This window comes from Pararoseomonas baculiformis (assembly GCF_017813395.1).
GTDB lineage: Bacteria > Pseudomonadota > Alphaproteobacteria > Acetobacterales > Acetobacteraceae > Roseomonas > Roseomonas baculiformis.
On the sequence record NZ_JAGIZB010000005.1, the window covers coordinates 1 to 21,912 of the forward strand.

Sequence of the window (21,912 nt, forward strand, 5' to 3'; positions counted from 1 at the left end):
GATCCTCGCCCACCTCAGGACCCTTTTGATCGCCCTCCTTGGCGCTCTCATTCAGAAAATGGGTCGGCCAGACTACCAGCCGGTTACGATCCAGACGGCCTGAGGAGGTTATTCAAGGCCGACTACTTGATCTCCTCCTCGGGCTTCGCGCCGAAGAATTCGCTGCGTTTCATCCAGCCGCGATGCTCGCCGACCTGGACCTCGCACCAGACCTGCCCACCCTCGCAGAGCCGGATGCGGCCGAGCACGCCCGGCTTCAGCCGGGCAATCACATGGGCCGCGTCCTCGGGCCGGCGGCGCAGGGCGCGCTCCTCCCCGGTCACCACGAAGGTGCGGCGGCCCGCAAGGTTGGACTGGTGAACCCAGCCCTCGGTGCCGTCCATGTCGCGGATGCGCCGCCAGAGCTCGTATTCCCGCACGATCTCCACGGGCAGGTCGCGCCGCTGATAGGTCCATTCGATCGGATAGCGCGTGCCGGGGCCCGCGCGCATGTTCACCTCCTCGGCCCGCAGCGCGGCGAAGCGCGGCAGGGGGAGACTCGTGACAGAACCGATGCTGGGCTGCGGTTCCGGCGGGGGAGCGGGTTGCGGAGCCGGGCTGGCGGCAGCCGCGGCAGCCCCTGCCGCCGCGCCGGCCACGGCACCGGCGGCGGCCGCGGCACGGCGGCGGTTGGGCTGGGGTTGCTGCGGTGAAACCGTGCGGGGCTGGGCCGGCTGGGATTGCGTGGGGCGCGGCGCTGGCCGGCGCTCACGCGCCGAAGCGGCGGGCGCCGGTCCAGCTGCGGGTCCAGTTGCGGGTCTGGGCGCGGGCCCAGGCCGTGCTGTGCCCGTGGCGCGGCCACTCTCAGCCGGCGCGGGGCTGGGCGGGGGCGCCGGCCGGGGCGGGGCGGGGGCTTCCCGCCGCTGGGCCGATGGCGCGGCTGGTGCGGGTGCCGGTGCCGCTGCCGGTGCCGGCGCGGCTGGCGCCGCGGGCTGGTTGCGGGGAACCGGCGGCGGAAGCGTGCCGGTCTGTGTCCAGCCCGGGGCGGCGGGGGCGAGCAGCAACAGGATGGGAAGCAGGCGTCTCATCAGGTCCGATCACGCGCATACAGGCAGGGATGGTCAAGCGGCGGGGCTATTTAGAGCGAGAGAAGCTGGCCGTCGCGCGTTGCCTCGAGAAAGGTGACGACGCCTGCCAGCTCGATCCCTTCGGAGAGCGCTTCCGCCGCGATGCCCTCGCTCCGCATCCCCGCCTCGCAGGCGATCCGGCGCAGGCCGAGTTCCACGGCAGCTTCCCAGAGCGTTGCTACCCCCGCCACCCCGCTGGCCTCGAGCCGCGCCTCACGCGGATCGGAAAGCAGGGGGGCGTCTCGGCGGAACAAGGCAAGCCCGGCATTGGTGGCGAACAGCGTCACCGGCCGCCCGATGGCGGCGGCACCCGTGGCGAGCACCAGGGCGTAATGCGCGGGCTCATGCCCGGCGCCGCGCAGGAGGATGCCGAGCGGGGTCATGCCCCCTCACCGCCCCCGCAAAGCGGGCAGGCCGGGTCACGCTTCAGCCGGATGGTGCGGAAGCGGGTGTCCAGCGCGTCCCAGAGAAGCAGGCGGCCGGAAAGGGACTCCCCGATGCCCAGGATCTCCTTCAGCACCTCCGTGGCCTGCAGCGTCCCCATCACCCCCGTCACCGCGCCGAGCACCCCCGCCTCTCCGCAGGAGGGAACGAGGCCCGGCGGCGGCGGCTCGGGGTGGAGGCAGCGATGGCAGGGATGCGGCGCGCCCAGATGCGACTTGAAGGTGGAAAGCTGCCCTTCGAAGCGCAGCACCGCCGCCGAGACGAGTGGCCGGCCGAGCCTGTGGGAGCAATCGCCCAGGAGAAAGCGCGTGGGGAAGTTGTCCGTCCCGTCGCAGACGATGTCATAGCGCGGGATCAACTCGCGGGCGGCAGCCTCGTCCAGGCGGCGGAGATGGGGCTCGACGGTGGTGAGCGGGTTCAGCGCCCGCAGGGCCGTGGCCATGCTCTCGACCTTGGGCTGGCCGATCCGGTCCGTGCTGTGCGCGACCTGGCGCTGGAGATTGGAGAGCTCCAGCGTGTCATGGTCGATCAGGCCAATCGTCCCGATTCCCGCTGCCGCAAGGTACAGCGCGAGGGGAGAACCCAGCCCCCCCGCCCCCACCACCAGCACCCGCGCCTGCCGCAGCCGCGCCTGGCCGATGGCCCCCACCTCCCCCAGAAGGATGTGGCGGGAGTAGCGGTGCAGCTCGTCCTCGGAGAAGTCGAGCGCGAGGGGGGCGGGGCCATCCATGGAGCGCATGTTGTCCAGGATGGCCGCCGGGGCAAGGACGGAAGGCGCGGGTCAGAGGGTCTGCTGGCGCCGCTCCTCCAGCTGGACGAGGAAGCGGTCGCGCTGCGCCTCGGCCTCCGCAACCCGCGTGTCGCAATCCGATCCCTGGCAGCCCTGGCGGATCGAGGCGAGATGCAGGTCGGTTGCGCGCCGGATCTCCAGGGCGCGCTGGGCGAAATAGGCGGCCTTGTCCTCGGGCGAGGGGAAGCTTGCCGGAATCAGCGTGACCTGCACGGTTTCCGGGTATTTGGAGACGGCGCCGGTGCTGACATCGACGACGAGCCCCACGACGCCGCCGATCAGGATGTTCCCGAGGGTGACGGGCTGGAATTCCGGCGTCAGCGTCGCCTGGGCGGGAAGATGGGCCTCACGCGTGCAGGTGACGGTGGTGTCATGCACGGATTTGCCGATGCGGGCGGTGCCGGGGGTGGGGCTGACCACGGCGACATGCCGGCTGTTGCGCTGGATCTCGCAGCTGGCACCAGGGGGCTCGGTGAGCACCGTCAGGTTCTGGCTCGGGCTGGTCGTGATGGTGGCGCAGGCGGAAAGGAAGACAAGCCCGATCAGGGCGCAGAGACGCAGCAGCATGCAGAATGCCTCACGGGAACGTTAATAAACCGGAATAATCTTCCCGTGAGGTATGCGCAATAACGGTCAGCCTGCGCGGGACAGGCCCGTGCTGCCGAAGCCCCCTTCTCCCCGTGCCGTATCCGGCAGTTCCGTCACCTCGGTGAGGGCCGCGCGCGTCACCGGGGCCAGCACGGCCTGGGCGATCCGCATCCCACGCTCCACCGTGAAGGGCTCCGTGCCGGCATTCAGGACGATCACCTGCACCTCGCCGCGGTAATCCTCATCGATCGTGCCGGGCGCGTTGGGCAGGACGATCCCATGCTTCAGCGCCAGGCCCGAGCGGGGGCGGATCTGCCATTCATGCCCCGGCGGGAGGGCGACGCGAAGGCCGGTTGGAACCAGGGCGCGCCCGTTCGGCGGAATGCTGAGCGGGCCGGTCACGGCGGCCAGCAGGTCCATCGCGGCCGCCCCTTCCGTGGCGTAGGCGGGCAGCGGCAGGTCCGCCGCATGGGGCAGGCGGACCACCTGGATGGCGACACTCATGCCAGCGCCTCGGCCACGCGGTCGGCCAACCGGGAGGCGACCTCCTGCTTCGGCAGGCGCGGCCAGTCCTCCACCCCGGCGTCGGTGACGAGATGCACCGTGTTCTCCGCGCCGCCCATCGCATCGCCCGAGACGTCATTCGCCACGATCCAGTCGCAGCCCTTCCGCGCCAGCTTCGACCGGGCATGCTCCACCACATGCTCCGTCTCCGCCGCGAAGCCGATGACGAGGCGCGGGCGCATGGCATGGCGGGAGAGGGTGGCGAGGATGTCGGGATTCGGTACCAGGGCCATCGGCGGGGCCGCTTCGTCAGCCGGCTTCTTCATCTTCTGCGTGGCGGCTTCCGCCGGGCGCCAATCCGCGACCGCGGCGGCAAAGACCGCGGCATCGGCCGGCAGCGCCGCCTCGGAGGCGGCGAGCATCTCGCGCGCGGTCTCCACATGCCGGACCGTCACCCCCGGCGGGTCCGGCAAGGCCACGGGGCCGGAGACGAGCGTCACCCGCGCCCCGAGCGCGGCCAGCGCGGCGGCGATGGCATGGCCCTGCTTTCCCGAGGAGCGGTTGGCCAGGTAGCGGACGGGATCCAGCGGCTCATGCGTCGGGCCCGACGTGACGAGGACATGGCGCCCGGCTAGCGGCAGGGTGCCCGGCGCGGTGCCACGCAGGGCATGCGGCGCCGGCCCCGGCGTGGCGGCATGGGAGGCCGAGAAGGTCGAGGGCGCTGTCTCGGCCGCATCGGCATGGTGGTCCAGCGCCTGCGGATGGCCGTCCGAGAAGGTGGAGGGGCTCACTGCTGGCGCGGGGCTCCGCCGTACCGGGGGCGGGGCACCGTCCTGGGCCGCGATGGCGGCGTCCAGCGCATCCTCCAGCGCCGCATCCGGTTCGCCATGGCCGGGGTCGGACAAGATGGCCGAAATCGCCGCGAGGATGGTGGCGGGTTCCGAAAGGCGGCCCGTGCCACTCTCGGCCTCGGCCATCAGCCCGTCCTCGGGCCCGATGAAGGTCACGCCGCGCGCCATGAGGGTGGCGACATTCGCGCCGGTCGCCGGATGGGCCCACATGGTCGGGTTCATGGCCGGCGCGACCAGGACGGGGCCATCCCAGGCCAGCAGGGCGGCACCGGCGAGGTCGTCGGCCAGGCCTGCCGCCATGCGCGCGATGCGGTCCGCCGAGGCGGGCGCGACGACGACAAGATCCGTCTCCCGCACCAGCCGGATATGGCCGCGCGCCGATTCCTCCTCCAACGACCAGAGATCCTGGGCCAGGGGCCGCCCGGTGATGGCCTGCAGCGCGTGGGGCGTGACGAATCGGGCCCCGCCGGCGGTGAGCAGGCCCGTGACCGCCGCGCCGGCCTTGCCGAGCAGCCGGGCCAGTTCCAGCGCCTTGAACGCGGCGACCGAGCCCGAAACGATGAGGAGGACGCGCTTGCCGGACAGGCTCACAGGCGCCAGCCCGAATGGATCGCGACGATGCCGCCGGAGAGGTTGCGGTGGCTCACATTCTCCAGCCCCGCCGCGCGGAACATGCCGGCCAGCTGCTCCTGGTCCGGCATCATGCGGATGCTTTCGGCGAGGTAGCGGTAGGACTCGGAGTCCTTCGCCACGCGCGCGCCGATAGCGGGAAGCGCCTTGAAGCTCCATGCGTCATAGACCGGGTCCAGCGCGGCAACCTGCAGGCGGGAGAATTCAAGCACGAGAAGGCGCCCGCCCGGGCGCAGCACCCGGCGCGCCTCGCGCAGCACGGCGTCCTTGTCCGTGCAGTTGCGGAGGCCGAAGGCCATGGAGACGCGCTCCACGGAGCGGTCGGGGAAGGGCAGCTTCTCCGCGTCGCAGCAGACGAAATCCAGCCCGGCGGCCAGGCCGCGGCCGAGCGCCCTGCCCTGCCCCACATTCAGCATGGCGTGGTTGATATCGGCCAGGATCACCCGGCCGGCCCCGCGTTCCTTTGCCAGGAAGCCGATATCGCCCGTGCCGGCGGCGAGATCGAGCAGCGTGTCGCGCGGCCCGGCGCCGATGGCATTGACGAAGATGCGCTTCCAGAGCCGGTGCAGGCCCAGCGACATCAGGTCGTTCATCACGTCGTATCTGGGCGCCACGCTGTCGAAGACCTGGCGCACCATCCCGGCCTTCTCGGCGCGGGGAACGGGGGTGAAGCCGAAGTCGATCGTGTCGTTCTGGGGCATGGCGGGAAGATAGGCCCACAAGGCCCGGCCGTCACGGGCGGCCCGTTCAGTCGCCCAGGGCCACACCGTCCCGCCTGGGATCGGCCGCGCCTTCCCATCCGCCGGGGACGCGGCGGATGAGCTGGAGGCCGGTGTTCATCTCCCGCAGCACGGGCCGGTGGCCCATGGCGCGGAGCGGCCCGGCCAGATCGGCCGCCTGGCTATCCTCCTCCAGCTCCTCCCGGCCCATCTGGGCGCCGATCCGGGGACGGGCGGTGGCGCGCCGCGCATCGGCGCCCCAGGCCAGCACCTCCACCGTGGCGAGGACGATGGAATCAATGATCCGGAGCCCGCCCGCGGAACCGACCAGCAGCTCCGGCGCGCCATCCGCGCCGAGCACGATGGTCGGCGCCATGCTGGTGGCCGGGCGCTTGCCGCCCTCCATCCGGTTGAAGGCCGGCGCGCCCGCCGGGCCCGGATCGGCGGCGAAATTCGTCAGCCCGTTATTCAGCACGATGCCGGCGGCCAGTCGTTCCGCGCCGAAATTCAGGTTGTTCGTCATGGTGAGGGAGAGGGCGTTGCCGGCCGCATCCACCACCACCGCCTGGGAGGTACCCCAGAGCGCCAGGGGATCCCCCGGGGGCGGCAGGGCGCCCTGGCGTTCCAGCGGATTGCCGGCCGGCGCATCCCGCATCGCCTGCCCGGGCGCCACCAGGGCCGCGCGCCGCTTCAGATAACCCTCCGAGACCAGCGCCTCGGCCGGCACCGCGGCGCGGTCCGGATCGCCCAGCCAGCGCCGGCGATCGGCCGTGCCCAGGCGGCTCGCCTCCAGAATGAGATGCGCCGCCTCGGGCGAATCCGGAGCGACGCGGGCGATCCCGAGGCGTTCGAGCAGGCCGAGCTGCTGCTGCACCGTCACCCCCGCGGAGGGCGGCGCCGCGGAGCAGACCTGGCGGCCGAAGGCCGGGCTGCAGACGGGATCCCGGCGCCTTGCCTCGTAGCCGGCCAGGTCCTCGGCCGTCATCCAGCCCGGCAGGGGCTCGCGCGCCACCGCGTTCAGCACCGCACGCCCGAGGGGGCCGGTGTACAGCGCCTCCGCGCCTCCTTCGGCCAGAAGCCGCAGCGCGGCGGCCTGGGCAGGGTTGCGGATCAGCGCACCAACAGGCAGCGGACTTCCATCCGCCCCGAAAAGCAGCGCGCGGATATCCGGATCGCGGGCAAGCTGCGCGGGCCGGGTTTCCAGGATGCGATGCAGGGTCGGCGGAAGCGGGAAGCCTTCCTCCGCCACGCGGATCGCGGGAGCGAGCAGGTCACGCCAGGGCAGGCGGCCATGATCGGCATGCACCATCGCGAGCATCCGCAGCGCGCCCGGCACGCCGATCGCGCGGCCGGAGCGCGTGATGCTGACCGGGGTGCCGCGGGTGAGGTCGGTCCCCTCCGCCAGCCGCGCGGGCGCCGCAGCCGGGGCGGATGCGAGCCCTTCATAGCCATCCAGCCGGCGCGAGGAGGCACTCCAGTGCAGGAGAAGCGAACCGCCGAGGAGGCCGGAGGCATTGGGCTCCACGACCGAGAGCATCGCCTGGATGGCCACGGCAGCATCCGCCGCGCTCCCGCCCGCGCGGAGGATATCGAGACCGGCCTGGGCAGCCAGGGGATGAGCCGCTGCGACCATCTGGCGCGTCGCGCGCGCCGGGCCATCCATCGCCGCGACGGGTCCTCCGGCGAACAGCGACAGAAGCAGCGCGGCAAAAAGGCGGAACGGCATGGGCGGGGCTCCGTAGAGGCGCGAAGGAGAGCACCGGCTCCTGGCCACGTCGATCCGGCGGGCTCTATCGCCCGGGGCCCGCGCCACCCCATATTCGGTCGATGCCTGAACTGCCCGAGGTGGAAACCGTGATGCGCGGCCTCTCCGCCGTGCTCACCGGCCGCATCATCGCCCGCGCCGAAACCCGCCGCGCCGGCCTGCGCTGGCCCTTTCCCGACATGCTCGCCGAGCGCCTGGCCGGACGCCGCGTGGAGGGGTTCCGGCGGCGCGGAAAATACATGCTGATGCGGCTTTCCGGCGGGGAATCCGCCCTGATCCATCTCGGCATGTCCGGCCGGATGGTGGCCCGCCCTCCGGGGCAGGCGCCGCAGCCCCGCATCGCGCCCCAGGGCGCCTTCTCCGATGCGCGCGGCGCGGGAGACGGGCTGGCCCATGAGCATCTGGTGATGGAGACCAGCGATGGCTGGCGCGTAGGCTTTCAGGACCCGCGCCGCTTCGGCTGCGTGGATCTGATGGCGACCGAGGCGGAGGACGCCCACCGGCTTCTTGCCGCGCTGGGCCCGGAACCGCTGGAAGAGGACTTCACCCCCGCCATCCTTTCGAAGGCCCTGGCCGGGAAGAACACGCCCATCAAGGCGGCGCTGCTGGACCAGGGCGTGGTGGCCGGCCTGGGCAACATCTATGTGGCGGAGGCGCTGTTCCGCGCCGGCATCTCGCCGCGCCGCCTGGCCGGAACCGTGCCGGGGGCGCGGGCCGCGCGGCTTGTCCCGGCCATCCGGTCCGTGCTCAGCGAGGCGATCGAGGCCGGGGGGTCATCGCTTCGCGACTATGTCCGCAGCGACGGCGAGATCGGAGGGTTCCAGGACCGGTTTGAGGTCTATGACCGAATGGGGCAGCCCTGCCCGCGCTGCCCCGGCCCGCCAGCCTGCGCCGGCGTGGCGCGGATCACCCAGGCCGGGCGCAGCACCTTCTTCTGCCCCCGGACGCAGCGCTGATCAGGCGCCCAGTTCGGCCGGCGTCAGCCGCCAGCCCCGGTCCGCCGCCGGCGGCTCCACCCAGAGCGGCAGGGCGTTGGGCGTGCGGATATTCGCCTCCAGCCCCGTGGCCTGGCGGAAGGCCCGCCACAGGGCGCCATGCGCCACCACCAGCACCGGCCCCGGATTGGCGGTGGCGCGGTTGATGGCCCGCACCGCGCGGGCGCGGAGGTCCGCGAAGGGCTCGGCGCCCTCCGGCGTGGTGATCCCGTCGATCCAGTCCTGGAACCAGCCGGACATCTCCTGCCCTTCCTGCACCCCGAAGGCGCATTCCATCAACTCGGGGTCCAGGTTCACCGGCAGGTTCAGCCGCGCCGCCACAATCTCCGCTGTCACCCGCGCGCGACCCAGCGTGCTGGCATGGATGGAACGGATGCCCTGCCCCACCAGCGCCTCGGCCGCCCGCCCGGCCTGGGCGAGGCCGACGCTGTTGAGCGGAATGTCCACCTGCCCCTGGGACAGCATGCGGGCATTCCAGTCGGTTTCCCCATGGCGGAGAAACCAGAAGGGGATGGGGTTGGGATCGGTCATGGCTGGCGCAAGGCCAGGGCGAAGGCGCACCTTCGTCCCGGCCCCTCTCCTTCTCTCGGATATGTCGCAGTCGCCCCGTCTTAGGCGGAGAGGCCTTCCTGCTCCAGGGCGCGCTGCACCGCCGGGCGCTCCAGCATGGCCCTGTAGTGGCGCTCCACCTTCGGGGGCAGCGGCTGGCCAACGCGCTTCACCTGCCAGTACTGGACGAAGAACAGCGCGGCATCGGCGATGGAATAGCCCTGGGGCATGACCCAGGTTTCGCCGGCCCAGATCCGGTCGAGCACGCCGAAGAACTTCTCCGCATTGCCGCGCGCCTGCTCCACCACCTTCGGGTGGTCCTCCTCGCGCAGGGAGAACATGTTCGGGCGAAACTGGCGTGTGAAGGCATGCGGGTGGATGGTGCCGGTGACATAGTCCACCGCCTCCAGCGTGCGGGCCTGGCCCAGCGGGTCCTTCGGCATCAGCCCCGCCTCGGGATTCGACAGGGCAAGATAGGCGGCGATGGCCGGGAACTCGGTCAGGGCACGGCTGCCATCCCCGAGATCGAGGGCCGGCACCTTCGACTTCGGGTTCACGGCCACATATTCCGGCTTGTGCTGCGCCCCTTCCTTGAGGGCGACCTGGCCCAGCTCGTAGGGCTTGCCGATCTCCTCAAGGATGATGTGGATGCCCAGGGAGCAGGCACCGGGGGCGTAATAGAGCTTCATGGCGAATTCCTCAGCCGTTCACGACGGTGCGGCGGAGGGTGGCCGGATTCGAGGGCCTGTTGAAGGGGCGGGCGCCGGTTTTTCAGAGCTTCCCGGCCCGAGGCGGCGAGGGGATCTGACGAACCCCCGCCGCCCTGATTCCCAACCTCAAACGTCGAGATTCGCCACCTTCAGCGCGTTGCCCACGATGAAGTCGCGGCGCGGCTCCACGACATCGCCCATCAGCGTCGAGAAGACGCGGCCGGCATCATCGGCATCCTCGACCGCGACGCGCAGCAGGGTGCGCGCCTCCGGGTCCAGCGTGGTCTTCCAGAGCTGCTCCGGGTTCATCTCGCCCAGCCCCTTGAAGCGCTGGACGGTGAGCCCCTTGCGGCCCTGGGCCAGGATGCGGTCGAGCGCCGTCATCGGCCCCCGCACCTCCTGGTGTTGGGCGTCGAAATGCAGCGTGGCCGGGCCGTCGAAATCGGTGAAGAGGCGCTGCCGGCGCTCCTCCAGCCAACGCGCCTCGGCCGAGCGCAACGCCACCTGGTCGAGATGGTGGCTCTCGGTCACGCCGCGCACCTGGCGGAACACCCGCAGCCCATCCTCGTCCAGCGAGGCCTTCCAGCTCCGCTCCGTCGGCGCCGCGATGTCGTTCAGGCGCGCGATCAGGCGCTGCGCCGCATCGGGATGCGGCTCGACGCCGAGCGCGCCGGCCACCGCCGCCTGCTCGACGATCTCCGCCGGCACATTCGTCGCTAGGCGGCGGATTCGGCGGGAGGTGTTGCGCAGCTCGTCCACCGTGGCGCGCAGCTCATCACCCGAGATCTCACGCCCATCGGCGAAGGACATGCGGGCGCCATGCAGCGCCTTCTCCAGGAGAAACTCCTCCAGCGCGCGGTCATCCTTCAGGTAGCGCTCATCATTGCCGCGCTTGGCGCGATAGAGGGGTGGCTGGGCGATGTAGAGATAACCACGCTCGATCAGCTCCGGCATCTGCCGGAAGAAGAAGGTCAGCAGCAGCGTGCGGATATGCGAGCCGTCCACATCCGCGTCCGTCATGATGACGATGCGGTGGTAGCGCAGCTTGTCCGGATCGAAGAACGGCATGTTCGGCCGGTCCGGATCACGCGCGCCGATGCCGGCGCCCAGCGCGGTGATCAGCGTGCCGACCTCGGCGGAGGAAAGCATCTTGTCCATCCGCGCGCGCTCGACATTCAGGATCTTGCCCTTCAACGGCAGGATCGCCTGGTTCGCGCGGTTGCGGCCCTGCTTGGCGGAGCCGCCTGCGGAGTCACCCTCGACGAGGAAGAGCTCGGACTTCGCCGGATCCTTCTCCTGGCAATCCGCCAGCTTGCCCGGCAGGGTGGAGATATCGAGCGCGTTCTTGCGGCCCACCTTCTCGCGCGCCGCCTGGGCGGCCTTCCGCGCGACGGCGGAGAGCACGACCTGGTCGAGGACGAGCTTCGACTCCTTCGGATGCGTCTCGAACCAGTGGCTGAGCGCATCGGCGACCGCCATGTGCACCACGGGCTGCACTTCGGAGGAAACGAGCTTGTCCTTGGTCTGGGACGAGAACTTGGGATCCGGCACCTTCACCGAGAGGATGCAGGTCAGGCCCTCGCGCATGTCCTCGCCGGAGAGCTCGACCTTTTCCTTCTTCGCCAGCTCCGCGGCGTATTTCGTCACCACGCGCGTCAGCGCCTGGCGGAAGCCGGCCTGGTGCGTGCCGCCGTCGCGCTGCGGGATGTTGTTGGTGAAGCAGAGGGTGCGCTCGCGCGGCGAGCGGTTCCACCACATCGCCATCTCCACCTTGATGCCGTTCACCTCCTTCGAGGAAAAGGACACGGGCGGCTTGAAGAGCGGATCCTCGGCGGCGTCCATCCACTCCACGAAGGCGACGAGGCCACCCTCGAAGTGGAAATCCACCTCCTGCACCGGGGTGTGCCGCTCGTCCCGCAGGTGGATGCGCAGGCCCGAGTTCAGGAAGGCCAGCTCGCGCAGGCGCTTCTCCAGGATGGCGAACTCGAACTCGGTCCTGGTGAAGGTCTCGGCGGAGGGCTTGAAGGTCACCTCGGTGCCGTTCGGGTGATCGCTGGGGCCGACGATCTCCAGCGGCGTCACCGTCTCGCCATGCTCGAAGCGGATGAAGTGCTCCTTGCCGTCCCGCCAGATGCGGACCTGCATCCATTCGGAAAGCGCGTTCACCACGGCCGCGCCCACGCCGTGCAGGCCGCCGGAGACCTTGTAGGAGTTCTGGTTGAACTTGCCGCCCGCATGCAGGCGCGTCAGCACCACCTCGGCGGCGGAGACGCCTTCCTCGGCATGGATGTCGGTGGGGATGCCGCGGCCATTGTCGGTGACGGTGACGCTGCCATCCCCGTTCAGCACCACCACGCAGGTGTTGGCGAAGCCGGCCTGGGCCTCGTCCACCGCGTTGTCGATAATCTCGAAGGCCATGTGGTGCAGGCCCGAGCCGTCATCGGTGTCGCCGATATACATGCCGGGGCGCTTGCGGACGGCCTCAAGGCCGCGCAGCACGGTGATGGAGGCGCTGTCATAGGCGCCATCGGCGCCAGCGGCGGCGACCTCGGCCTTATGGGCGGCGCGGGCGGATTCGGACATGCGGTATGGAGACCTCTCGGGCCGCGCAGGATGGGCGCGCGACAACAGCGGAATCAGTTGATGACAATATAAGGATTCCGCGCGCGCGAAGCCATGCTTCCGACTCGGAAATCAAGGATTTCGGCATGAAATCGCCCGCTTCCGGGGCGATTCCGGCCAGGAACGGCAGGTTCCGTCCCGGCCCCTCCGTCAGCCCGGCAAAACCCCGTCCGCCCCGATGGCAAAGCGTTCCGCCTTTCCGGCCAGGGATGCGAAGACCTCGGGCTCGGTGCCCGTCAGGAAGCTCTGCGCCGGCAAGGCGGCCAGGGCCGCGAACAGGGCTTCCCGCCGGACCGCATCCAGATGCGCCGCGATCTCGTCCAGCAGCAACAGGGGCGCGAAGCCCCGGGCTGCGGCAATCAGGGCGGAATGCGCCAGCACGGTGGAAATGAGCAGCGCCTTCTGCTCCCCCGTGGAGCAGAGCTCGGCGGGAACGCCTTTGGGCAGGTGGGAGAGGCGCAGGTCGCAGCGATGGGGACCGGCCAGGGTCATGCCGGCGCCCGAGTCCCGCCCTCGGCGGGCGGCCAGGGCCTCGCGCAGCCCATCCTCCACCTCCAGGGCGGAGCGGCTCTCAAGCGCTGCCGCAGTCTCGCATTCCAGGGCGCAGAGCGCGGCCGGGAAAGCGCCCGCCACGCCCTCTGCCAGCGCTGCGTTCAGCCGGGTGATCAGGGAACGCCTGGCGGCCGTGAGCGCCACGCCGTGGCGCGCCATGGCGTCCTCCAGCGCGTCCAGCCAGCGAGGTTCCACCCGCCCTCCCTCCCGCATGTCGGAGAGAAGCCGGTTCCGCTGGGTCATGGCGTTCTCATAGGCCGAGACCTCGCGGGCATGGTTGGGATCGAGCGCCCAGACCAGCCGGTCGAGAAAGCGGCGGCGGCCCGAGGCGGCCTCCTGAAAAAGCCGGTCCATCTGGGGCGTCAGCCAGACGGCCGCGACAAGCCGCCCCAGCTCCGCCTGGATCTTCACCGGCTCCCCATCCAGGCGGAAGGCGCGCTTTTCCGCGGGGCCGTCATGGGCCGTGCCCGTGCCCAGGTCGAAGACCCCTTCCGGGCCCTCGAAGCGGCCCGATACCGCCCAGGGCAGGCTCCCCTCCCCGACATGGCGGCCCAGATCGGCGATCCGGGCGCCGCGCAGGCCCCGGCCCGGGCCCAGCAGGCTGATCGCTTCCAGAAGGTTCGTCTTGCCCGAGCCGTTCTCCCCCGCGATCACCACGATCCCGGCGGAAAACCGCATGGCCGCGCGCGCGTGGTTGCGAAAATCCTGCAGCTGCAGGCGGGTCAGGCGGAGAGAGGGGGTCACGGGGAAGCGGCGCCCAGGGGAAGGGCCCGGAATGGCGGGCCGCCAAAACCAGGCCGGCCGCGGCGCCGGAAAGGCGCCCCGGCCGGGCGGCAACTCTCAGATGGCGCCCGCGGGCGCCACATCAAGCGATGCGGGATCAGACCCGCATCGGCATCAGGACGTAGAGCGCCTCGGGCTTGGCGGCGTCCTGGACGATGGTGGGGGCGGAGCCGTCGGCGAAGCGGAACTCCACCTGCCCATCCACCTGGTCCGTGATGTCCTTCAGGTAGCGGGCCTGGAAGCCGATCTCGAGCGGGGCGGCATCGTAGGACACCGTATCGCCATCCAGCTCCTCCTGCGCCTGCCCCTGGTCCGGGGAAGCGGCGGTGAGAAGCAGGTGGTTCTTCTCAAGGGAGAGCTTCACCGGGCGGGAACGCTCGGAGGAAATGGCCGCCACGCGGTCCACGGCGGCGGCGAAGGCCGTCTTGTCCACGGAGAGGACGCGGTCATTCCCCTTGGGGATCACCCGCTCATAATCCGGGAAGGTGCCGTCGATCAGCTTGCTGGTCAGCGTCACGGAACCGAGCTTCACCTGGAGCTTGGTGTCCGAGAGGCGCATCTCGATCTCGTCGGTCGCCTCGTCGGCCAGCTTGCGCAGCTCGGCCACGGTCTTGCGGGGCACGATCACGCCCGGCATGCCCTCGGCCCCGTCCGGCAGCGGCTCCTCCACGCGGGCAAGGCGGTGCCCATCGGTCGCCACGGCCCGCAGGACCTTGGCGCCTTCGGCCTCGGTCGCGTGCAGATAGATGCCGTTGAGGTAGTAGCGCGTCTCCTCGGTGGAGATGGCGAAGCGGGTGCGGTCCACCAGTTCCCGCAGCATCCCGGCGCCGACCGTGAAGCGGTGGGGCAGCTTGCCCTCGGTCATGGAGGGGAAGTCCTCCACGGGCAGCACCATCAGGCCGGTGCTGTAGCGGCCGGCGCGGAGCGCCAGCGGCGCGTCGCCGCCCTTGTGGTCCAGCTCGACCTTCGCGCCGTCCGGAAGCTTGCGGACGATCTCGAACAGCGTGGCGGCCGGGGCGGTGCAGCGCCCCTCCCGCGCCACCTCGACGCCGGCGACCTCCTCGACGATGGCGATCTCCATGTCGGTCGCGGTCAGGCGCAGGCGCCCCTCGCCGGCATCCAGCAGCACATTCGCCAGGATGGGGATGGTGTTGCGCCGCTCCACCACGCTCTGGACATGGGCGAGGGCCTTCAGGAGCACCGCCCGGTCCACCGTGAATTTCATCGCAGCCACCCCCGCAACGCTGTGGAGGGCAAGGAGCCCCCGGATGAGCCTCGTATCACCCTGAAAAGGCGGCGTGAAGGCCAAGGCGCCTCAGGGCGCGACGGTCTCGCCGCGATGGTCGATCAGCAGGCCGGTCCGCTCCGGCGCCAGGGCGTCGATCACCGCGAGCAGGCGGGAGGCCGCGACGGCCGGATCCTGCACCTCCAGCCCCGCCCGGGCGAAGGGGGCGGAGAGGCCCGTCTCCACCGTTCCGGGATGCAGCGCGACCAGCACGGCCTGCCGGTGCGTCCGGGCCAGCTCGATGGAGGCGGTGCGGACGACCTGGTTCAACGCCGCCTTGGCCGCGCGATAGCTGACCCAGCCGCCGAGCCGGTTGTCGGATATGCTGCCCACCCGTGCCGAGAGCGTGGCGAAGACGGCCCGCCGGTCGCGTGCCAGGCGGGGCAGGAAGTGCTTCATCAGCAGCGCGGGACCGGTGGCGTTCACCGCGAAGCTGTGAGCCATGTGGGCAGGATCGATCTCCCGGAGCGCCTTCTCGGGCCGGAAGCGGTCGTCATGCAGGAAGCCGGTGGCGTCGATCACCAGGGTCAGGCCAGTCCCGGCCCGCTCCGCCGCCGCGGCGATGCTCGCTTCGTCCAGCAGGTCGAGGGGCGGTTCCGTGCGGCGCCCCAGCCGGAGCACCGGGCGCCCGCCAGCCTCCAGCGCGTCCGAGAGAGCGGCCCCGATGCCGCCCGTGGCCCCGATCACGACCGCGGCCGGATGGCCCGCCGCCGGGGAATCCCCCATCGCCCGAGGCGAGGAGGGATCAGGTCTCAAGCATCCGCCGCAGCAACTCCACGTCCTCGGCGAAGCCGGCATCGCCCTGCATCAGCTCCGCCACGCGGGATACGGCATGCATGACCGTGGTGTGGTCGCGGTTGCCGAAGCGGCGGCCGATCTCGGGCAGGGAGCGGGAGGTGAGCTGCTTGGACAGGTACATCGCCACCTGCCGCGGCCGGGCCACGTTGCGGGCGCGGCGGGCGGAGGACATGTCGCTGATGCGGATATTGTAGTGCTCGGCCACCCGCTTCTGGATTTCCTCGATCGTCACGCGGCGATCATGGGCCCGCAGGATGTCGTGCAGCACCTCCTGGCAGGATTCCAGCGTCACCGGCCGCCCGAACAGGTTCGCATGGGCGATCAGGCGGTTCAGCGCGCCTTCGAGCTCGCGGACATTGGAGGTGATCTTGTGGGCCAGGAACTCCAGCACCCGGGCCGGCACATCCACCCCGGCCGCGGCCGCCTTGGACTCCAGAATGGAGATCCGCAGCTCATAGGTGGTGGCATGGATATCCGCCACCATGCCGCAGCCAAGCCGCGTGCGCAGCCGGTCCTCAAGCCCCGCCAGGTCGCTGGGCGGCTTGTCCGAGGAGACAACGATCTGCTTGCCCTGGTCCACCAGGGCGTTGAAGGTGTGGAAGAACTCCTCCTGCGTATTGTCCTTGCCGATCAGGAACTGCAGGTCATCGATCATCAGCACGTCGACGGAACGGAGGCTTTCCTTGAACTCCATCGTGGACTGCGAGCGCAGCGCCGCGATGAAGCGGTACATGAACTTCTCGGCGCTCATATAGGCCACGGAACGGCCGGGGCCGCCGGACTGGGGCTCGCGGATCGCCCAGGCGATGGCGTGCATCAGATGCGTCTTGCCCAGGCCGACGCCGCCATAGAGGAACAGGGGATTGAAGCCGGGCGAATTCGGCTTCTCCGCCACCCGGCGCGCGCAGGCATGGGCGAACTCGTTGGGCTTGCCCACGATGAAGCTGTCGAAGGTGAAGCGGGGATCGAGCGGCGCGGCCCAGTCCCCGCGCGGATCCGGCCTGGGCACCTCAACATGCACCTCGCCCAGGGGGCGGGTGGCCGAAAGGGGCTCCGCGATCTCCGCACCATCCAGCGCCGCCGGAGCCGGCTCCCCCCGAGGGGCGGGCTGGGCCGTGGCCACGCGGATATCCACCCGGCGCACACCCACGGACTCGGCGAGCCACAGCGCCCGCAGACGGTCGCCATACTGGCCGCGCAGCCAATCGCGAAGGAAGCGGGTGGGGACGTGGATGACCGCCTCCTCCCCTTCCACCCCGGCCAGCGTCAACTGGCGGAGCCAGGTCCGGTACTCGGCCTCGCCCACCTCTTCCCGCAGGCGCCCGCGGATGCGCGCCCAGGCAGCGTCCAGCCGGGGGTCATCGGAAAGACCCGATGCCGGCAGGGCGGACGCGGCATTGGCGTGCTGATCCGGCATGCGATCCACCCCCGAGCCCCCTTTCCATCCACGCCATGCGCGGACGGTCCCTGCATCTGAAGCGTAACTTGAGGCCCAGCCCAGGGTAAACGCCAAACACGTTCCTGGGGGCAATCAAGCACGCGCAAAGAAAAACGCCACGGCGCATAAGCACCGTGACGCTTCCGCATCACGACTTTACTGTATAATGACTTCGCGAGAGGGCGCCGGCATGGCGCCCTTCACTTGGTCAGGCGGCGGCGCCGATCGCCTTGATGCGCGCCGAGAGGCGCGACAGCTTGCGCGCCACCGTGTTGTCATGCGTCACGCCCTTGTCGGCCGCGCGCTGCAGCTCGGGCTGGGCGAGGCGGAAGGCCTCCTGGGCCTTCGCCTTGTCGCCGCCGGAAATCGCGTCCTCGACCGCCCGCAGGAAGGTGCGGACGCGCGAGCGGCGGGCGCGGTTGCGCTCGAGGCGCTTCTCGTTCTGCCGGATGCGCTTGCGCGCGGAAGCGGTGTTCGCCATGGGCCTAGGAGTTACCAGTCGAAATGTTCGCGGGACGCGCACCGCCTGGGGCGGCCGCGAGAGGGGGGCGTTCTATCCACAGCCCCCCGGAGAGTCAAGGACGAGCTGTCCCGGCCCCTCTCCACTGGCCGGGACCCTGTCCTGCGCTGCGGCGCGGGCTGCCGGAAGCGGCCTCCCGGGTGCAGCGCAGCGCCTTCAGGCATTCCGGAAGTCCGGCTTCCGCTTCTCGGCAAAGGCGGACATGCCCTCCTTCTGGTCCTCGGTCGCGAAGAGGCTGTGGAACAGGCGGCGCTCGAAGCGCACCCCCTCCCGCAACGTCATCTCATAGGCGGCATTCACCGCCTCCTTGGCCATGGCGACGGAGGGCAGCGAGTAGGACGCCATCACCCCGGCCATCTTCACCGCCTCCTCCAAGAGGCTTTCCACGGGCACCACGCGGGTGACGAGGTTGGCGCGCTCGGCCTCGGCGGCATCCATCATCCGGCCGGTCAGGATCAGGTCCATGGCCTTGGACTTGCCCACCGCCCGGATCAGGCGCTGGGTGCCGCCGGCGCCGGGGATGATGCCCAGCTTGATCTCGGGCTGGCCGAACTTCGCGTTCTCGCCGGCGATGATGAGGTCGCACATCATGGCCAGCTCGCAGCCGCCGCCCAGGGCGAAGCCGGCCACCGCCGCGATCACCGGCTTCTTGATGGTGAGGACCGTCTCCCACTTGTTGCCGATGAAGTCCTCGAAATGGACGGCGGGGAAGCTGCGGTCCTTCATCTCCTTGATGTCGGCCCCCGCGGCGAAGGCCTTCTCGCTGCCGGTGAGCACGATGGCGCCCACCGCCGGATCGGCATCGAAGCCCTTCAGGGCCTGCCCCAGCTCGGTCATCAGCTGATCGCAGAGGGCATTCAGCGCGGCGGGCCGGTCGAGCGTGACCAACCCGACCTTGCCGCGCGTTTCCACCTTGATCATCCCGTACTCGGCCATTCTACCCTCCCGTTCGAGGCGCGCAGGCTGTCGCCGGGCGCCCAGCGGGTCAACCGGGGGTGGCCGCCTCTGGCTCCGGCGCAGGGGCATCCAGCCGGGAGAAGCGGATCCGCATCGCATTGCCCCGCCAGACCGTCCGCCCCGTCCTCCAGGCCGCGGCCCACATGGCCGGGATGATGGCGTCCCGGATGAGGAAGGCCAGGACCAGCTTCCAGGAGAGGGGCCACCCCTTGCGGGCGGCCAGGGCCATTTCCGGCCCGTACCAGGCGGCCAGTACCCCGAGCGCCGCCAGGGGCATGTTCACGCCTCCGGCCAGCGCCGCCGCGATGCCAAGGGCCAGGGGCACGGCGCCGCCGCTGAGGAGTTCCGGGGCGAAGAACAGCGGAAAGGTCACGCGCCGGAGCCGCGCCCAGCGAAGCTGCCGGTCCCAGACCTGCTTTCCGCTCCGCTCGCCCAGCGGCTGCTCGAAGGGGGAGTGGACCAGATGCACATGCCGCCCCGCCGCGCGGACGAGCTTCGTGGCGGCCGCATCCTCTGCGATCTCGGCGGCCAGGGCATGGATGCCGCCCCGGGCATCGAGGAATTGGCGCTGCCAGAGCATGCTCTTGCCCTGGGCGAAGCCCAGGCCCAGGCGCTCCCCCGCATATTGCCACCGGGCCTGCAGGGTGTTGAGGAAGGCGCATTCCACCTGCGCCCAGAGATTGCCGGGGCGCACCCCCAGCGGCGTGGAGCAGACCAGCCCGGTCTCGGGGCGCCAGGCCTCCAGCAGCCGCTGGAGGTAGTCGGGGGGCATGAGCACGTTGGAATCAGCCAGCACGACCCAGTCATGCCGCGCCTCTCGCCAGCCCTTTACGCAATTGTTCAGCTTGGGGTTGGCGCTGATCCGGTCCTCGCCGACGAGCAGCCGGGCCGGAACCCCGGGATGCGCCGCGATCAGGCGGCGGACCAGGGGCACCACGGGATCATCCTCCCGCTCGACGCAGAAAAGGACCTCGTATTCCGGATAGGCGAGGGCGAAGCTCGTCCCGAGCGTCTCCTCGATATAGGACTCGATCCCGCAGACAGGCCGGATGATCGTCACGGGCGGAGTGGCCCCGAGCGCGGCCGCCGGCATGCGGCTGGGGCGCAGGCGTGACCAGGCGAGGCCGATGCTGGCAAGGTTCACGGCGGTCAGGGCGGCGCAGGCCGCCCCCGCCCAAACGGCGAATGTCATCCGAAGCTGGCTTCCCCTTGCGGTATCCTGCGCAAGCTTGCGCGGCCGGGCCATGCGCCGGGTCGCGCCGGTCCCTGGGTTCCGGCCATCGGGTTCCGATAGAAGGCGCGCCGGGACGTTCTCCTTGCAGCGCCGTGAAGTTTGGATGACGCGCCGCCCGCCCGCGAGCGCGGCGATCAGCCCCGCCGGCGCTCCGGCCAGCCCGTGACGATGCCGCCCGCGGCGATCACCGCGGCGCCCAGCATGGTCCAGCCATCCGGCGGGTCCCCGAAGACCAGGGCGGAGGAAAGGGTGGCCCAGATCAGCTGCGTGTAGGTCATGGGCGCCAGGATGCTGGCCGGGGCACGGGAATAGGCCTGGATCAGCAGGTAATGCCCGGCCGAGCCGAAGACCCCGGCCAGGATCATCAGCAGCCAGGCCAGGCCGGAGGGAGGCTGCCAGACGAAGGGCTGGGCAAGCGCCGCGACGGCACCAGCCGCCACGCCGGTATGCAGGATGATGGTGGAGGGGCTGTCCACCGCCGAAAGCTTGCGGGTGAGGATCTGGTAGACGCCGAAGGAGGCCGCCGTGCCCAGCGGCAGGAACAGCGCCCAATGCGGCATCTCCCCGGTCAGGAAGGGAGGGCGCAGCGCGACCATCACCCCGGCCAGCCCGATCCCGATCCCCACCCAGCGGCGCGGCCCCACCACCTCCCCGAGCACCAGGGCGGCGAGGGCGGCGGTGAAGATGGGGGAGGCGAAGGTCACCGCCGAGGCATCAGCCAGGGGAATATAGGAGAGCGCGACGACGAACAGGACATTGGCCAGCAGGAGGGACAGGCTGCGCACCACCTCCAGCCCCGGCGCGCGGCTGCGCCAGGGCAGGCGGCCCGTGGCCAGGCGCAGAGCCAGCGCCACCACCGCCGTGTGGAAGACGAAGCGCATGAAGACGATCTGCGGGACGGGGTAGTCGGCCGTCAGCATCTTCGTGACCGTGTCCAGCGCGACGAACAGGGCGATGGCGCAGAACTGGAGCAGCAGGCCGGCGAGGACGGGGGACATCGGGCGGCTTATCGCACGCGCCGCCCGCCCCGTCCCCTGCCCCTCCCTGGGAGGGTCAGTCCGCCGTGATGTTCGCGGACCGGGCCACCGGGCCCCAGATGGCATCCTGGGCACGGATGGTCTCGGCCAGCTCGGCGCGCGTGGAACCCACGGGCTCGGAGGCCAGCTCACGCAGCCGGGCAGCCACGGCCGGATCGCGGGCCAGGGCCATCATGGCTTCCTCCAGCCGGGCCGCGACAGGCTCGGCCAGGCCGCGCGGGCCAACCAGGGCGAGCCAGGTCTCCGCCACGAAGCCCGGCACGCTTTCCGCCACCACCGGCACGTCCGGGGCCAGGGCGGAGCGACGCGGCGAGGCAATCGCGATGGCCCGGGCGCGGCCATCCCGCGTCGGGGGAAGGCCGGTGACCACCGTGTCCGTGTAGAGGGAAATGGTGCCGGTCAGCAGGTCCGGCAGGGCCGGGCCGGTGCCGCGGTAATGCACGATGGTGCATTCACGGCCGAGCTCCCGCATCAGCAGCGACACCGCAAGATGCTGGGTGGTGCCCGCCCCCGGCGTGCCGCAGGGCAGCGGCCCCTTCTCCAACGCCGTGCGGAGCGAGGCGATATCCGTCACCCCGGAATTCGGCGCCGCCATGAAGATCACGGGAATGGCCGCGAAACGGCTGATCGGCGTGAAGTCCCGCAGCGGATCGAAGGGCATGCTGCGGTAGATATGGCGGTTGATCACCAGCGGCCCCGCGGGCACGGCGCCCAGGGTGTTGCCGTCCGGCGCCGCCTTGGCCACCGCGTCGGCCGCGATGTTGCCGCCGGCGCCGGTGCGGTTCTCCACCACCACGGTCCGCCCGAGCCGCGCGGACAGCCCCTCCGCCATCACGCGGGAGAGGAGGTCGATGCCGCCGCCGGGCGGGAAGCCGACAATCAGGCGGATGGGCGGCTGCCCCTGGGCCGCGGGCTGGGCCAGCACCGGAAGCGGCAGGGCGGCGAGCAGGCCGAGAGCAAGGGCGCCAAGCAGGGAAGCGGGGCGCGGCATGGGCGAATCCTCCGGTTTTCTTGGCCGGACCGTCCCGCCGCGCT

General features: G+C 70.9%; 21 protein-coding genes. 1 reads left to right on the forward strand and 20 read right to left on the reverse strand.

Annotation, left to right across the window (positions count from 1 at the left end; genetic code table 11):
- Nucleotides 1–122: 122 nt before the first annotated feature.
- The 8 genes from J8J14_RS06120 to J8J14_RS06155 form a co-directional block, all read right to left on the reverse strand.
- A complete protein-coding gene (locus tag J8J14_RS06120) occupies nt 123–491 on the reverse strand; it encodes an SH3 domain-containing protein (RefSeq protein WP_209378593.1) in 369 nt (122 codons plus the stop codon).
- A 626-nt stretch (nt 492–1,117) separates the two neighbouring features.
- The gene (locus J8J14_RS06125; RefSeq protein WP_209378594.1) at nt 1,118–1,489 is read right to left on the reverse strand and encodes a DsrE family protein; all 372 of its coding nucleotides are present in this window, start codon (nt 1,487–1,489) and stop codon (nt 1,118–1,120) included.
- On the reverse strand, nt 1,486–2,280 hold the full coding sequence (locus J8J14_RS06130) for a HesA/MoeB/ThiF family protein (protein WP_209378595.1): 795 nt from the start codon (nt 2,278–2,280) through the stop codon (nt 1,486–1,488). Before J8J14_RS06130 ends, J8J14_RS06125 begins: the two co-directional genes overlap by 4 nt.
- A gap of 51 nt (nt 2,281–2,331) precedes the next feature.
- Nucleotides 2,332–2,907: a hypothetical protein gene (locus J8J14_RS06135; RefSeq protein ID WP_209378596.1), complete on the reverse strand. Its 576-nt coding sequence runs from the start codon at nt 2,905–2,907 to the stop codon at nt 2,332–2,334.
- A 66-nt stretch (nt 2,908–2,973) separates the two neighbouring features.
- Nucleotides 2,974–3,432: a dUTP diphosphatase gene (gene dut, locus J8J14_RS06140; RefSeq protein WP_209378597.1), complete on the reverse strand. Its 459-nt coding sequence runs from the start codon at nt 3,430–3,432 to the stop codon at nt 2,974–2,976.
- The gene (locus tag J8J14_RS06145) at nt 3,429–4,874 is read right to left on the reverse strand and encodes a bifunctional phosphopantothenoylcysteine decarboxylase/phosphopantothenate synthase (RefSeq protein ID WP_209378598.1); all 1,446 of its coding nucleotides are present in this window, start codon (nt 4,872–4,874) and stop codon (nt 3,429–3,431) included. Before J8J14_RS06145 ends, dut begins: the two co-directional genes overlap by 4 nt.
- Nucleotides 4,871–5,614 (reverse strand): class I SAM-dependent methyltransferase, encoded by a 744-nt coding sequence (locus tag J8J14_RS06150; protein WP_209378819.1) that lies wholly within the window; start codon nt 5,612–5,614, stop codon nt 4,871–4,873. The genes J8J14_RS06145 and J8J14_RS06150 overlap by 4 nt, the downstream gene beginning before the upstream one ends.
- A 46-nt stretch (nt 5,615–5,660) precedes the next feature.
- Nucleotides 5,661–7,358: a gamma-glutamyltransferase family protein gene (locus J8J14_RS06155; RefSeq protein ID WP_209378599.1), complete on the reverse strand. Its 1,698-nt coding sequence runs from the start codon at nt 7,356–7,358 to the stop codon at nt 5,661–5,663.
- Between the two features lie 101 nt (nt 7,359–7,459).
- Between J8J14_RS06155 and mutM the strand changes: the two genes are divergently transcribed.
- A complete protein-coding gene (gene mutM / locus J8J14_RS06160; protein WP_209378600.1) occupies nt 7,460–8,353 on the forward strand; it encodes a bifunctional DNA-formamidopyrimidine glycosylase/DNA-(apurinic or apyrimidinic site) lyase in 894 nt (297 codons plus the stop codon).
- On the opposite strand, the gene J8J14_RS06165 is transcribed toward mutM, so the two are convergent.
- The 12 genes from J8J14_RS06165 to J8J14_RS06220 form a co-directional block, all read right to left on the reverse strand.
- Entirely contained in the window at nt 8,354–8,923 is a 570-nt protein-coding gene (locus J8J14_RS06165) for a histidine phosphatase family protein (RefSeq protein ID WP_209378601.1), read from the reverse strand. It lies immediately after the preceding gene.
- An 80-nt stretch (nt 8,924–9,003) separates the two neighbouring features.
- Nucleotides 9,004–9,630: a glutathione S-transferase family protein gene (locus J8J14_RS06170; protein WP_209378602.1), complete on the reverse strand. Its 627-nt coding sequence runs from the start codon at nt 9,628–9,630 to the stop codon at nt 9,004–9,006.
- Nucleotides 9,631–9,777: 147 nt separating this feature from the next.
- A complete protein-coding gene (gene gyrB, locus J8J14_RS06175; protein WP_209378603.1) occupies nt 9,778–12,234 on the reverse strand; it encodes a DNA topoisomerase (ATP-hydrolyzing) subunit B in 2,457 nt (818 codons plus the stop codon).
- 189 nt (nt 12,235–12,423) lie between these two features.
- The gene (gene recF, locus J8J14_RS06180; RefSeq protein ID WP_209378604.1) at nt 12,424–13,569 is read right to left on the reverse strand and encodes a DNA replication/repair protein RecF; all 1,146 of its coding nucleotides are present in this window, start codon (nt 13,567–13,569) and stop codon (nt 12,424–12,426) included.
- 136 nt (nt 13,570–13,705) lie between these two features.
- Complete coding sequence (gene dnaN / locus J8J14_RS06185) at nt 13,706–14,833, reverse strand: DNA polymerase III subunit beta (RefSeq protein ID WP_209378605.1); 1,128 nt, start codon at nt 14,831–14,833, stop codon at nt 13,706–13,708.
- A gap of 90 nt (nt 14,834–14,923) precedes the next feature.
- On the reverse strand, nt 14,924–15,619 hold the full coding sequence (locus J8J14_RS06190) for an SDR family NAD(P)-dependent oxidoreductase (protein ID WP_209378606.1): 696 nt from the start codon (nt 15,617–15,619) through the stop codon (nt 14,924–14,926).
- A gap of 19 nt (nt 15,620–15,638) precedes the next feature.
- Entirely contained in the window at nt 15,639–17,108 is a 1,470-nt protein-coding gene (gene dnaA / locus J8J14_RS06195) for a chromosomal replication initiator protein DnaA (RefSeq protein WP_209378607.1), read from the reverse strand.
- A gap of 229 nt (nt 17,109–17,337) precedes the next feature.
- Entirely contained in the window at nt 17,338–17,610 is a 273-nt protein-coding gene (rpsT, locus tag J8J14_RS06200; RefSeq protein WP_209378608.1) for a 30S ribosomal protein S20, read from the reverse strand.
- Nucleotides 17,611–17,805: 195 nt separating this feature from the next.
- On the reverse strand, nt 17,806–18,585 hold the full coding sequence (locus J8J14_RS06205; protein ID WP_209378609.1) for an enoyl-CoA hydratase: 780 nt from the start codon (nt 18,583–18,585) through the stop codon (nt 17,806–17,808).
- 49 nt (nt 18,586–18,634) lie between these two features.
- Nucleotides 18,635–19,798: a ceramide glucosyltransferase gene (locus tag J8J14_RS06210; RefSeq protein WP_209378610.1), complete on the reverse strand. Its 1,164-nt coding sequence runs from the start codon at nt 19,796–19,798 to the stop codon at nt 18,635–18,637.
- Between the two features lie 176 nt (nt 19,799–19,974).
- Nucleotides 19,975–20,838: a DMT family transporter gene (locus J8J14_RS06215; RefSeq protein ID WP_209378611.1), complete on the reverse strand. Its 864-nt coding sequence runs from the start codon at nt 20,836–20,838 to the stop codon at nt 19,975–19,977.
- 55 nt (nt 20,839–20,893) lie between these two features.
- The gene (locus J8J14_RS06220) at nt 20,894–21,868 is read right to left on the reverse strand and encodes a Bug family tripartite tricarboxylate transporter substrate binding protein (protein ID WP_209378612.1); all 975 of its coding nucleotides are present in this window, start codon (nt 21,866–21,868) and stop codon (nt 20,894–20,896) included.
- Nucleotides 21,869–21,912 lie beyond the last annotated feature (44 nt).